This is a genomic window from Bacteroides sp. AF20-13LB, assembly GCF_003603065.1.
GTDB lineage: Bacteria > Bacteroidota > Bacteroidia > Bacteroidales > Bacteroidaceae > Bacteroides > Bacteroides uniformis.
In genome coordinates this window covers 1-15,298 of the sequence record NZ_QTMH01000027.1, presented here as the reverse complement: position 1 = coordinate 15,298, position 15,298 = coordinate 1, and the positions used below count along the sequence as shown (strand labels likewise).

At 41.6% G+C, this 15,298-nt stretch carries 8 protein-coding genes; all 8 read right to left on the bottom strand.

Features of this window, described 5'->3' with window-relative positions; genetic code table 11:
* A partial coding sequence (locus tag DWX62_RS21195; protein WP_057259241.1) for a glycoside hydrolase family 97 catalytic domain-containing protein occupies positions 1-1,753 on the bottom strand: 1,753 nt, incomplete at its 3' end.
* Positions 1,754-1,793: 40 nt separating this feature from the next.
* Positions 1,794-4,706: a GH116 family glycosyl hydrolase gene (locus DWX62_RS21190; protein ID WP_057259242.1), complete on the bottom strand. Its 2,913-nt coding sequence runs from the start codon at positions 4,704-4,706 to the stop codon at positions 1,794-1,796.
* A 93-nt stretch (positions 4,707-4,799) separates the two neighbouring features.
* Positions 4,800-6,896, bottom strand: coding sequence for a hypothetical protein (locus DWX62_RS21185; protein ID WP_057259237.1), 2,097 nt, complete (start codon positions 6,894-6,896; stop codon positions 4,800-4,802).
* Positions 6,897-6,918: 22 nt separating this feature from the next.
* A complete protein-coding gene (locus DWX62_RS21180; protein ID WP_057259238.1) occupies positions 6,919-8,325 on the bottom strand; it encodes a DUF4185 domain-containing protein in 1,407 nt (468 codons plus the stop codon).
* Between the two features lie 143 nt (positions 8,326-8,468).
* Positions 8,469-8,882 carry a DUF4945 domain-containing protein gene (locus DWX62_RS21175; protein WP_009037502.1) on the bottom strand — a complete coding sequence of 138 codons (414 nt, stop codon included), beginning with the start codon at positions 8,880-8,882 and terminating at the stop codon, positions 8,469-8,471.
* Between the two features lie 24 nt (positions 8,883-8,906).
* Positions 8,907-10,742, bottom strand: coding sequence for a RagB/SusD family nutrient uptake outer membrane protein (locus DWX62_RS21170; protein ID WP_034529209.1), 1,836 nt, complete (start codon positions 10,740-10,742; stop codon positions 8,907-8,909).
* A gap of 19 nt (positions 10,743-10,761) precedes the next feature.
* Positions 10,762-13,971: a TonB-dependent receptor gene (locus DWX62_RS21165; RefSeq protein WP_009037504.1), complete on the bottom strand. Its 3,210-nt coding sequence runs from the start codon at positions 13,969-13,971 to the stop codon at positions 10,762-10,764.
* Positions 13,972-14,034: 63 nt separating this feature from the next.
* Complete coding sequence (locus DWX62_RS21160) at positions 14,035-15,216, bottom strand: glycoside hydrolase family 172 protein (RefSeq protein WP_057259240.1); 1,182 nt, start codon at positions 15,214-15,216, stop codon at positions 14,035-14,037.
* Between the last annotated feature and the right edge of the window lie 82 nt (positions 15,217-15,298).

The window sequence follows — 15,298 nt, the reverse complement described above, 5'->3', positions numbered from 1 at the left end:
AACCGCTCCTGCGGGCCACCGTGACATGCTCATTCATCCTTGCCAGCGGAACTCTTATCTCATCCCACGTTCCCGGCACGGTACGGAGCACCTCGAACCCCGGTTGACCTTCATAAGCCTTTGGCGTATCGCACAACGAGGTGAGATGGTTTTCCAAAACCACATACATGGCCAACATATGGCAGCGTGTGCTCATTACATGAGGATTTACATACTGTATCTTGAACTCCGAGCGCGGCAGTGCCCTGAACCCTCCCAGGTGATAGTCCGTCGCTCCCGCCAGCATCCTGGTGAAGGGTATCGCAATGTCATGGTCCGCATTCACCAGCGTGTCCCATTTGCATACTTCATAGTTGAGTGTCCCCTCCCGTGTGAATTCATTCGGATACGTCCTTACCAGTCCGGAAGGCTTGCTCGACCCATGGAACTGTATGAAGAGCCTGTGTCTTGCCGCACATTCCAGTATCTCTTCTTGGATGCGTATCATCTCTTGGTCATTACGGTCCATGAAGTCCACCATGAGTCCTTTTACTCCCCATCCCTCATAGAGCGCAAAGGCTTCTTCGAGTTTGTCGTACAACGGTCTCCAGTGTACCCACAGATGTATGCCAACCCCCTTGCTCCTTGCATATTCCACAATTCTCGGCATGTTCAGGCACGGTATCGGTTTTGTAACGTCCGCATTGGGTCCCGCCCATCCGAAATTGAAGTTGTCATCATAGTACCAAGGAGTCTCCGCATATCCGTAGATTCCATGTGCATCCAAGCCATTGCGTGCTGCAAAATCGATGTAGTACTTGTTTGTATCGAAGTTGTTCCCCGGAGAGAAGGTGCTGTCCGGCACGACATTCCCGTTCCACCATGTGAACGTGGTCCTGCAAGGCTTAATCCATGAAGTGTCTTCAATCCTGCAGGGCTCGTTCAGGCTTGTTAGTATATTCGTCTCCAGCAATCCTCCCACCCGGTCTGCAACGGAGATTACGCGCCACGGTGTGCGGTGCGGGAAACTGTCTGTCTCGACCTTTATCTTCTCCTGCCCGAGTTTTGGCGAGAGCTTTCCCACCAGTCCACCCTTCTCCTTCACCAGGTACATTCCCGCATAGTCCCTTATGGCCGCTTCGGTTATGGCCACTGCCACCCCGTTGTCGAACTCGAATGTGGCGGGCATCTCTATCAGCCTTTTCCTTGCCACCTTGTCATATCTTACATGGCTGTATACCCCTTCGTGTGTATTCACATACCCGGGCAGGTACATGAGCAACGCCATCGGGTTTCCTTGCAAGTTGAACTGTGTCCTTTCATCATACATCACGTATGAATCCCATGCTTTCTGTTCCGGAAATTCATATCTGAATGCTATCCCGTCATCGAATGCCCTTACAACCAGGTTTATCAGACGGCCGGAATCTGACCGTTCCTGCATGGGAACGGTCATTTCATTGCAACGGCTACGTACACTACTTGTCTTGCCGACAATGAGCTTGTATGTCTCATCAATCTTTTTACGCTGCACCTTTCCTGCTTTAAGATTCCTTCCGAACTCTCCGCTATCAAAGCTGAAACCAAGCAAAGAATTTGTTATAAGAGGCTGCTTCCTATAGTCGATGTCATATGAAACACTCTCCGACGTCACTTTCAGAGAAAATCTAAGTTTTCCGTCAGGAGACGATACAGACATTCTCTGCTGTGCAGAAACAGCCATAAAGCAAAATAGTGCAACACACAAAACAAAAAGTTTCTTCTTCTCTGTCATCTTAATCTGTCTTTGATTGTACATCCTATCCTAATTGACCTCAATCCACAATCTTGCCCGAAACATTATAGCGTTTCACATCAATGTTGCCATAAACCACATTCAACACAGGCTTTCCTGCTTTCCATTCAATGGTTCCAAAACCGGTATCAGTACTGATGAAACTTTTGAAATCACCAATCTTAGAATTGATGTACATGGTTTTGTCAACAGCATCATACCGTACTCCTGTAAGCCCCTGCAACATTCCATAGCTTGCCATGGCACGTGCATACCAGTGGCCGCACTCTATCTCATTGAATGGGTTTCTTACTCTTCCATCATATCTCTCACGGCATTCACGGACAATATCCAAGCCCTTTTCCACCTCACCTTTCATCATCAAATGACTGGCAACCTGATATTCGATACCGGTCCAGACTTCATTGCTGTATACAAAAGGCAGTGACAGCATACCACCCTTCGGCCATGTGCAAAGCAATAATCCGCCATCCTTACCACAAGCATACACCGGTCTTTGAGGATTGAAATGGTCTATCAAGTCATGTTTCAGATTGTATTTGTGTACGGCCACCAGATGGCTCCTGACCTTTTCATTGTCCAGCACTTCATCCAGTCCGCATACGGAAGCCATCCACATCCCTAAAATTCCATCGGACAGACAACCGGTACCGTATTGGTATTTTGGCCCTTCTTCCTTCAGCAATTTCAGGGCCTCTTCGGAATAACTTCCCCCGAAAGACATTACATCAACCGGATTGGGAGCCTGAAGCCCTTCCCACTGAATTTTCTGTATGAAATATTCTCCATCGAAGAGTGCAGTTTCCATGTATTTCTTGCCTTTTGACAGCAGGGCCGTATATTCCTTAACGGGCTGCTTCAGCTCCTTGCCCATCTCTATAAACGCAGTCAAAGCTCCCAAATAGAAACTTGTACACATGCCGTCCGGTCCCCAGAACTCGATGTCATAAGTATTGTGGTGCGGCTCTTCAAGATAGCCCTTATGCAAGGGGTCCCATGTACGGATGCAATAGTCAAGACTCTTTTTCACTGCCGGGAAAAGGTCTTTCATCCACTGTGTATCCCCGCTGATACGCCATTCACGGTAAACTTTCATAATCCCGCCCAACTGTCCGTCGGCAGCAGCATGGAAGTTGTGAGGCGGTGCCGAAATAGGCAAGTTGACTCTAAAATTCTGGTGTCCTTCCGTATTCTGGCTTACCCTGAATTCCGTTTCACGCAAGGTTCTTTCCAAAGACGGGAACAAATGGGGCAAAGCCTGTGCATAGTTCCACACATGCGTACAACTTCCGTGACAAGAGCCAAAAGAATCCTGACATCCTTCCCAAGCCCAAAATCTTCCATCCCATTGACGTAATACCGTAGGAGATTTCAATATAGTTAAATTAGCAGCAACAGCCTCCAGTACTTCTGCCGGCAAAGAGGAACTATAGAATGCATCGCTGAACAGCCGGCTGTTCTTTTCCAGCATCGCCTGGTTTGCATCCCAATAGCCGATAACCTCATTCAAACTCTTGAAGCGCTCCGAGTACCAAGGTCTGTAGGTAGCTTCGACATCTCCTTCATCTGCCAGGAATTGTTTTTCTTCTTCAGAAGAATCCACAACCTGCCAGTCTCCCCAACTGTTACTTTCAAAATCGGCAAGTAAGGTGGATGTAGAAGACAAGTTGTAAATATCTTCATTCCTATTGTCTGTCAACACAAACTGGTCAGCCAGAATATGTCCCCACGGGTAAACATCCAAATCAATGACTTTCACAAAAGCCTTCTTTCCTTGATAAGGTTTCAAATCCCATACGGTTTCACTCAGAGTCTCCGTCTGATTTCCGACCGCCGTCTCTACAATCTTTCCGTCTACTACAAGATTTACAGAAGTACGGTCAGCCTGACTGCCTCCACCTACCAGAAACTTCAGATATCTTTTCCCAATATTGAACTCAGGAGACTGAATAATACCCGTCAGTCCATCTCCACCCCTATCGAACGAGTTCAGCAACTGCTTGCCGACAAAGCCGCTCACAGGTTGCTGACCGGAAGCCGTTCCCTTGCAGGGCATTCCCGTAAATGCCTGTCCTACCTTTCTGGCACCACCGATAGAAAGGTTTGAATCGGGCAGATACCAGCAGAAGTTTACCCTGACTGTTTTCGTCTCTCCCGGCTGCAACGCTAACGGAACATAAACAGACGCTCCCGGAGCAGCACCTTTAACCGGTTGCTTATCAGCGATCCGCCCATAGCGAATATTATCCCAAACCACAGTCTGCGGATCGAACCAGGCACCACGGAACCAACAATGGTCTACGACAGCAGCATCATTGTCCACATAAATGGCCAGTCCGCTGTTGTTCTGATCGGATTCTAAAACAAACCCGTTCTTTACTCCTTGAATAGTACCCTGACCATCAATGAAATTTTTGGTATTATAAGAAAATACCGTCTCGATAGCCTTACCGGAAGTATTTGTAAATTGATATTCCAGTACTCCAACCGGCAAACTGGAATTGTCCGCATCCGTCGGAATGAAAGGACTCCAACCCGTAATCTTTGCAGCCAAAGGCATATCCTTGTCTTTCAAATCTACAGTTGCAAAAGGGAAACGTGCCTGGAATACCGCCTCTTCAAAGCGTGGAAGACCGTACGTCTTGTCTCCCCTACCTAAACCACTCTGTGCAGGACCAAATAACTTCCAAGTCGGAACCTGCCCTTCCAATACCTTTGCTCCGTTCTCAACCCCCTTTACATAAATCGCAGCAAAGGTATACGGCTCATTCATCACATCAGGATGGTGTCTGAGAGACACATGCGAAATGGCACCGGTTCCCTCCAAACAGAACATTCCGGCGCCGATTCCCCCTATAGGAAATGCAATCTTATCCAGATATTCCTTTTGATACTTACCGTTAAACTCCCGCCCTTCACTGTTCTGGGACATTGCTTTACCCGGAAACAGTATAGCCACATTAAATAGGGCCAATAAAGTTAAAGTTGATCTTACCATAGTTGAATTATTAATGTTAACGAATCATTATTCTATTTTTCCAAATTTATCAAGGATGCGGTTGTACGCTTCAGCCGCTGCTCCATTTCCCCAATCATAGATTGTAAACTCACCCATACCTTCACCTACCGGATTTGTACGGCCGCCATGCCCGTAATTTTCCATCATGAATCCATAATCCTCTGAAGCAAAGAACGGATGGACTTTTTCCCATTGCTGTTTGGTTTGAGGATTTTCAGTACAATACATCATTACAAAAGATGCCTTAAGTGCAGCATATCCCCGTTCTATATACTCTGGCTTATCAAAAAGTTTTCCATATTGAATGATGAGTTCGGAAAAAAGACTTTCGCGTGAATCATTCCATTCACCATCGGCATTCAACACACCAAAACCACCCAATACATTTACATACATGTATGGCGGCTGCCACGATGCTTGGGTCATCAGCAATTCATCAAGTGTACGCTGTCCATAATCAAGATATTCTTTATTTGAGGTAAGACGATAGCACTCCAGTAAGGCTTCAGCTGTCCAGAACATTGAAAAATTATTCTGTTTATGCATATTGTTCCGCAAAACTTTTTTACCTACCAAGTTATCCGAACCGTAACGAGAACAAGACCAATAGGTTTCAAAGTCTTCCCACTTCCCAACCGGGATAATTTCATGGATAACTGCATTCATGGCTTTAAATGCTGCCCGTTTATACTCTTCCTTATGTGTAAGCTCATACAGTTTAAGTAAAAAAGTAACTGATAAAGATGTTTCAGGAGAAGCATTCAAATGGTTCATCGGCTGCATTGTCTTTAAGTCAAGCCAGCCAGGGAAAAAACCATTTTCATACTGTATTCCAAGTAAAGCCATCGCATAATCTTCTGCATAAGCCAAAAGACGGGCATCTTTTTCTAATTCATCATACCACCGAAGCATCAACAATGCTGTCCAACTCATATCAAGAATATGATACGGAGATTCTTTCGGATTCCAGGTATAAGGATTTCTGTTGGAATTTCCCCAATAATAGGTATTCCACCCCTTGCTCCGATTATACTTTTTACCATCAATCTCTACTTCATGCATTTCCGTACCGATAAGTCCATAGAAAAAACCATTCCTCTGCGGAAATGACAGAGCCAGTTCTTTTGTCAAATTTGCTTTTGCAAGAAGCTCCCTATTACCGGTTCTTCTTGCATATCGATATAATCCACTTGCAGAACGCAATGAACTGAACCATGCCTGATTCCAGATAGAACGAAATTCACGTTCATTAATCTCTCCCGGATAATTAGGACTTTGAGTAACATTCACAATAAATACGGGAGCACCCACTTTTTTCCCATCTAACTCAAATTGCTGCCACACATTTTCTGACCATGAATTAAAAGCCCAATTATAAGTATGTTTCACATACGTTTCTAGGTTCTCCTTCACCGGATTACCTTTCTCATATGCAGCATGCCCCCATCGACTCCACATAAATTCTAACGGCTTCTTAAAAGGATTCCGCAATACTTCCTTGCTATCAGAATACATCAAATAAAAGCCTATTTCAATATCTCCTTTTGGGTAAGTAGTTTCTTGATCACGCTCAAACAGAACGTGTTCGGATACATGGTTATTACACATTCCGAGAATAAGTGTATTAGAGGATGCGTCCATATCCATATACCATCGTACAGGAGTCCCCTTCTGCATAATATCCAAATCGGGGATAAGAATAAGAGTTTGATGATCGTCTGCTACGATAAGGGCAGGAGAACGGAATACATGTTGATCGATGACATTTCTATCAGTAGGAGTAAGATGTGGCGCCCAATGGAATGAAGGTAAAAAATCCGGCTTTACCGCTATACGCCAATCACCTTGTTGAACAGAGTTTTTAAGCGAAAAAGAAAGGTTTATGTACAAAGTGTTGTTATCTATCACTTTCACATGGCTTTTTCCTCTCTCAATTCCTAATAAATCATACTGTATAATATCAATAGCTTTACTAAAATTCTTCGGAAAAACACCCTTATTCAACTCAATTCTCTCTTGTGCATCCCAATGCTCTTGAGCAAAGATGCCTATGTTGGACATTATCATCCAAACAAAAGTTATAATTAATGTGCGTGTGTTCATGATATTATATTTATCAATATAATTAAAACTCTCCCATATCAGCCAATTCAGCCTTCATTAAAAAAACATTATAAGGCATCCACATTGACATCGTAAAATATAAATTATCACCAGTTACCGACAACGGATGAATGTAAGAACCATACAATTGGGCATACTCTCTACCATTAGCAAGCTCATAGGGTTCACTCCATGGGCCAGTTATGTCTTCTGCCGTACGCATAGTTATATTATATCTATCTGCATTGAAATAAGCAATTATCCATTTCTTATGTGTCTCGTTATATATAAAAGAAAGTTCACCAACCTTATCTTCTATTAATACAGTTGCCTCATTTTCATTGCCTTTTATCCATTGATTAGTAAAAGAATTCCAATATTCATAAGCTGTCTTATTCTCAATATCTGTTTCATGAAATCGTGCTAATTTAGCATTGCTATCCCTCCCCGTTTGAGTACCTATCATATAAACATATCCATCTTTCTTAAAGTACCCTACCTGGCCAAAAAAACTATAAGATGAGAAGGTTATATCTTTACATTTAGCCCATGTCAAACCATTATCAACCGACTTATATATTCCCGAATAATTTGTAATCCATCCCGTCCAATTTCTCATATTAAAATAATGTACATAATCTATTCCATTAGCACGAATAGCAGCTGTTGGGATAGAAGTCCAATCACCATTACCTGACGAATCTTTTCCCCCATATACTATCTCGCGGGCATACCCTTTATCATCAGTAGCCATATTGCTGAATGACAATCCATCTTCTAAATCATTATCCTCCGAGAAAGCCAGCACATTACTACGCCAACTCCCTCCGTTAGGTCCAGGATTAGCTGGATTAGGCTTAAAGTCATACCCAAAAGTATCACCAAAGAAAATTCCATATTTTCCGGGCTGCATCTCCCAAATAATGCCAAGATCTGTTCCTCCTACATTCCATTTTGTCGCAGTATTATTAGGACTTGGAAAGTTTTCTCCATTTATTATACTCCCTGTAACACGAGCTATACGAGTAACATTACGAATAAAAAAACCCCAACGGTTATCCACATTCAAAGAGAGCTCTTTTGACATATTACCATCTTTGTAAAAGGCAGCTAATACTAGCCGAAATTTCTGTGGATCTGTTTTTTGGATGGTATAATTGAAAATATAATCAGACGTAAGTTCGCTTTGACTTATCTTAGCTGAATAGCTGTCACCTACACTCTTTCTAACCAGCAAATAATCTATGGCATCAATATCCTTAAAATTCAATGTTGTTGATACAATTTTTGTATCCTTATTTGGAATCAAATGAGTATCCAAAGGTATAATTTCATCAATAGGAATATAAGTTTCAGTTTCTTGTTCAGAAGTACAAGAAACAAATAAAAATATAAACGAAGAGAATGCTATAAATAATATGTTTTTCATGTCTATTGATTCATTTTTCAATTTATCGTAACCAGATAACCCATTCGCCTTATATCAAATATTAAAATAGAGAGTGAGCTGACTCAGAAAAATACCAGTAAAAGCCCACTCTCTATCATTAACTACAAAAATCCTTCTCGAAACTATTCGACATTAACTATTACACCCTCAGAAGTAACAGTAGATGTACGCCCTGTTTCTTGATTTTCCTCAGTAAAAGTACCTACCAATTTAACGATATAGCGATACTTCTTAGCAGGATCAATAGTGAAAGTATGAGAGGTTTCCTCATTTACCAAGGTTATTCTATCTCTATAAATATTATTTTCCACTATTTGAATCTGTACTGAAATAGGACGTCTGAAGTCTTCTGGAATTACTGAAGGAATACTCCAAGTCAATGTCACTGTAGTAGCATTATCTTGAATATACTGCACATTCTCAGGCGTAGGCATGAAATAATTCAAGCCCTTGTCATCAAGCACATCTCTGTCATAGCAGCTGGACAGTGATAACACTACCAACAACATTGTAAAAATGGTTACTATCTTTTTCATAATTTTCTTCTTAATAGTTAAACATTAATATCCCGGATTCTGCGTATAGTTACCCTTTGAATAATTCATTTGTGGTTGGGAAATCGGAAAGTACTCATCACGACCGGCAGTAAAACGAGCATCATTGAACCAATCGAAGCGAGTTCTTTCAATAGCAAAATATTCGTTCATTGTCTTTTCCAACAATCCCCAACGCTGCAAATCAAAGAAACGATGACCTTCGCAAGCAAATTCAAGACGATTTTCCCACATTAAGGCTTTCCATGCAAAGTCCTTAGTCCAATTACAGTTAATACCCGGCTGATAAGTAGCAATATGATAATTCATTGTATATGAACCGTCAGCTTGAGTCAAACGAACCAAACTATTGGCAGCACGAGTACGAATCTGGTTAATATATGGCAGGGCTTCCATTTCTCTATCCAATTGAATCAAAATCTCAGCTTTCCACAGCAACACGTCATCGTAACGAATCATCTTCTTATTCATAGAATTAAATTGCCATCCATCATAAGCAATACAACCACAATCAGGATGTGGCATATCTTTGATGGGTTTCAAGAAACTATAAGTAATCGGATCACGAGTAGCAGTTGAATGGAATAATAAATCAGGATCATACTTCCAAGGCTGTCCAGGAGCTACGATAGTATGGCTAAATCGGGGATCCCATGTATACTTATCAAAGTAAGGCTTAGCGCCAGAATTAACGATATCCAAATTATAAGAACCATCTGAATTTTTAATATATTGACCATAATCATCCTCATTATAATCCTCGAAACGGGGTAAACCGTTTTCATCTGTCTTAAACGCATTAGTCAACGTATAGCTAGCATGGTTAAAGTCACAACACTTAAATACAAAATTACCAGGTTGTGTTTCGGGCCACATCCATGGATGATTCAAACCTTCAGCGCGATTAAATCGACCTGCTGTATGAAAATTATTATCAAGAGCAAATTGTAATTCCCAAATGGATTCTTTAGTAGCATTATCATACTCTACCAAAAAGTTATTACCAAAATCAGATTCCAAACCTACACGACCACCTTCTTGATCAATAATTTTATCAATATAAGGCAAAGCTTCTGCAAGTAATTCCTTATTGATATTTATCACCTGATGACGGTCATCCTGTTCGTAAGCCATATTTAATATTGTCCTAGCAACCATAGCAGTAGCAGCATTACGGCTTACACGGCCTTTATCCATCTGATCCAAAGGCAATAATTCTTCAGCTTTCTTAAAATCATCAAGAATACGTTGCCATAAGTAGAGATCATTCCCTTTATCCAATTCACGGTTAGGCACTGCTTCAAAAGCATCTGACATACCTACTACATTCTCATCAATATAGGGTACATATTTCCAAAGTTTTTTCAAACGATACAACGTAAATGAACGAATAAAGAGCATCTCACCCATAAAACTATTCTTATTAGGCAACTCTTCTTCCGTAAAATTTGCCATTCTTTGAATTGCTGTATTACATCTTTGGATAACTTGATAAGAATTATACCAAGTACCATCCAATGCACCGGTATTAGGATTTACATAAGTAAAAAGCGATATGTTACCAAAAGAACCTACAGCATCAGCAACACCACCACCACCTTTGTAGCAGTCATCCGAACGCATAGAACCACTCCACCAATACATATAAGGAGAGGAATCCAATGACCCCATCTCACACATACGGGCATAGGCTGCTGTGACAAAACCTTCTATATCGCTAGGTTTGTTAAGTATATTTTGGTCCAGAACTTGTTTAGGATTGATATCCAAATATGAATCACAACTGCTGACTCCTAATATAGAGCATAGAGCAATTGATAAAGTTATATATTTGCTTTTCATAATAATTTATTAATTAAGTTTAAAAAGAAACATTGATACCGAAATTGAAAGTAAATGGTGTCAGATAATGATAAGAAGGTCTTTCTGGATCGAAACTTGTATATTTGTCATCTCCCCAAAACTTCTTCAAAGTAAATACATTATATGCAGCAGCATACAAACGCAGATTACTCATATGCATTTTTTTGATAAGCTTAGTCGGAAATGTATAACCCAATTCAATATTTCTCAACTTAATGTATGAACCATCTTCTATGAACCAAGAAGAGAATCTTTGTTCTTGATTGGCAGTATTATTCGAGATAGCCGGAATATCAGAATTCGGATTGTCAGGTGACCAACCGCCCAACATACGAGTTGCATGATTTTTCCATGCAGGATTGGTGAAAAGCCAAATATCACTCTCTTTCTTCCAGTCGCTATTTACATCATTACCGAACATACCCTCAAAAAACAAGTTCAAATCAAAACCCTTATAAGCGAAATCAAAATTAAGACCTCCAAAGAAATCCGGGTCATAGCAACCTATCCAAGTTCTATCATATGTTTCATTGATTACACCATCACCATCTAAGTCCTTGTAGCGAATACGTCCAACTGCTTTACCTGGCTGGTCTGCATGAGCATCAACTTCCTCTTGAGTTTTGAAAATACCATCAGCTACCAAACCATAAGCAGAATTTGGAGAACGTCCTAAAATCAAATCGTGTACACCATCACCAGCATACTTATTGATTACATTGGAAGGAAGGTCAGTCAATTCAGTTTTGTATGTACCAATATTGGCACTAACAGCCCACTGGAATTCACTGGAGGGGTCACTCTTGAAAGATACTGTAAATTCTACACCTTGGTTATTCATACTAGCACCATTAACCCAAGGTTCACCACCTTCACCCATTGCTGCGATATATGGAGTCTGGACCAAGATATCATTTGTTTTCTTATAGTAATAGTCAAAAGAACCAGTCAAACGTTGATTGAAAAATCCAAAGTCAACGCCGAAGTCTGTTTGTTTGGTTGTTTCCCATTTCAAATCAGGGTTACCAATCCAAGTTCTTCTATAGCCAGACTGCAAAGCGCCGGTTGCTTGTCCCTTAATAGGATATGCAGTATCAAAATAATTAGTAGTAAATGGAGTAGTTGTGTAACCACGAGGTAATCCTTGTACACTACCATTCGTACCCCAACTGAAACGAATTTTCAGATCAGACAACCAGTCCGCATCTTCCATAAAAGCTTCATCCTTAATTCTCCAACCAGCAGAAAATGCAGGAAATACACCATAACGATTATTGACACCAAACAAAGAAGAACCATCACGACGTACAGTTGCAGACAACAAATATTTACCAGCATATGAATAATTGGCCTTAGCAAAAAGAGAGAAATAAGTATATTCATCAGCAGAACTACTTACATCAATTTCATCACCGGTAGCAACACTAAGACCGGCAAAATCACGATCTTCCAAATAAAGTCCTTCTCTACTTGCATAAAAACCTTCTTGTACATAACGGGTAAACTCACTACCAAATACAGCATCAATATGGTGTTTTCCAAAACTTTTATTATAGGACAAAGTATTAGTCCATACATAATTTAACGGATGGGACTGGTTATTTCTTACATAATTTTTATCATTGCCTCTAAAACCAGTCTCTACATAAGCCCCATCTACTGTTCTACTATAAGAGTTACCATAATTTATACCAAACTGAGTTCTAGCAGATATACCATTCCAAATATTCAGGTCTGCAAAAACATTACCAATAATTTTCACATAATTATTGATATTATCTTTACCCATAGTCATTTTACGTACCGGATTATCAAAATCATCAAGTCCTGCAGGTCCTGCCCAGTTACCATTTACATCATAAACAGGAACCATAGGTGGCATAATCATAGCCAAAAAGGTTTCCCATTGACTTTTATACTGCAAATAAGAAATAGCTAAATTTTCTCCTACTTTCAAACGATCTTTAATCAAACTATATTCCGTGTTAGCACGTACAGAATATTGTTTGAAAAAAGAATGAATTTGTGTACCTTGGTTGTTAGTATACCCTAATGAAAACAAACTTTTAGCTTTATCCGAACCATTAGAAATAGTCAACTGATGATTTGTAGAAACTGCTGTACGGAAAATCTCATCCATCCAATTTGTATCAGTTGCTTTTACCAATTGATTATTATCCAAATATTCTTTCATTTTCATATTATCCAATACCAGCATTCCATTATCACCTCTATGATACTCATACTCAAAGCCATTTGGTAATAATAGGCCTGAACCATAAGCCCACTCATCATAAGCAGCAGCGCGGAAGGCAGCAGTACCCCATTCTGTGGCGTTCATCATTTCCGGTCTATTTATTATAGAACTTACAGAAACACTACCATTATAGTCAATGGTAGTCTTACCAGCTTTACCTTTTTTAGTTTGGACTAAAATCACACCACCAGAAGCACGTGCACCATAAATTGAGGCAGAAGCAGCATCTTTCAATACCTGAATAGATTCAATATCTCCTGAATTTATGTCACGTAGATTCAGACCTTCAGCTGGCATACCATCCAATACAATTAATGGAGTAACAGCTCCAGACAAAGAAGAAAGACCACGAATTTGAATGCCTATATCTTCTGCAGGATTACCGCCATTGTTGCTAATTTTCACACCGGCCATCTTACCCTGCATAGCTTTCATAACGTTAGCGGAAGTCTTCTTGATGTCTTTTGAATCCGCCAATGCAACCGATCCGGTTAAGTCAGCTTTTTTCTGAGTCATATAACCAGTGTATACAACGACTTCAGACAACATCGTAGCATCACTTTTCATAATAACATCCAAAGATTTCAAGCCTTTAACAGAATATTCTTCTGTTTTTTGACCAATATAAGAAAAGACTAACACAGCATTATCAGAAGGTATTCTTATCGAATATTTTCCCTCCACATCAGTAGTTGTACCTATAGTAGTTCCTTTAACGACAACATTTACCCCAATAAGAGGTTCATTAGTCCCTTCTTCCAGAACTGTTCCTTGTATTACTCTCGCTTGTTGAATCTCATTAGAAGTATCTACGCCATGCTCAGATACTTGAATAGATCCATTTGTCCCCGATGCAGCGGTTGCAAGGGGCAAATTATCCCCTGCATACACTGCAAATGATAGCATTGATGCCAATGCTATGAAACCATTCCTTTTAAAAGAAATCCTCATAATACTTTGATTTAATAGTTAATAAAAAAACAACGTAATTTTAAATATCGGGTATACCCAATTTTACCATCTTGGAATTTCCAAATCGTCCTTGCTCGGCAAAGCCGGGAATTTGGCATGCGGCTCGGCCTGGTACCAGAAAGTGGTCGACGAGATATCCGACTTCTGGTTGTTGTAGCGTCCGTCATGACGCCATCCCAAATCCTGTATCGTGACCTTCAGGTCCTTGTCGAAGCGTACCGGGTCAAGGATATGCCAGCGGTACAGCCCGAAAGCGGTCACCGCACGGTACAGCCCGTCGGGACGGATTACCTGGTGCATGCCGGCATAGGGGGTGGTGAACTCCTGGTACTGGCGCGTCTTCTGGTTCTCGAAATTGTACGAGCCGCAGAAGTAGTCCTCAGTCCCGGTCCCGCAGATAGTCGGGTATTCCTTGTCACCGTCCATGTAGAACTTGATTTCCCCTTCACCCCACCAGCAGTTGTCGTTTACACGCCATGCCAGGTAGGTACCCACGTACTGTCCCTTGCCCTTCACACCGTCAATCAGCGTGTGCAGCGACCCCTGGGTCGGGTTGGAGCGGCGGAACTGCGCGTGGAAGTAGGCCTCGTCCTCAGGAACTTCTGTCAAGGTGTAGTTGATTTGGTAGTACAGGCGCATCTCCTCGGCGGTGTTGATGTTCTCCAGCGTGATACGGGCTTTCTTGCGGAAAGGCATCTTCCAGTAGCAGTTGAAGGCGCTGCCCGGATTCACGCAGACGGCCAGTGAGGAGAGCTGTGCATATTCATTGTATGCGCTGCAGAAGAAGTCACCCACCGGACATTCGACGGAAGGCTCCTTCTCGTCGTCCCAGTACATTCTCAGGATGGAGAAGCGCCAGTTCCCGGTCGGTGTCATCCAGATCTGCTGGATGGCTCCCGGACCCTCGATTTCCGCAATCGTGATTGTCTCTCCCGGTTTCACGATGATGAAGGGGTTTACCTTCCAACCCTTGCCCAGGTCCTTGGCCGCATGGTGGGCGTTGGCCACATTGCGCTGATCCTTGTCCCTGACCGGATCGGCCATGCCGCCCTTGCCCTTCTCGCCTGTAAAGTTCTCAGGGCTGATGGAACGTGTCTTGGCATCGGACAGTCTTGACAGGTTACCCATGTTCATGTCCAGACCGTTGAACGGGTAGTTGCTTTGGGCGTAAACACCCACGGTGACCATGCATAAGGCCGCCAAAATTAATGATTTGATTCTCATGTTTTAAATAGATTAATGGTTTGTATACTTAGTTAATGGTTTCAGCAAGTTTTGCCAGTTCAAGATATTTCTTGTATAGTTT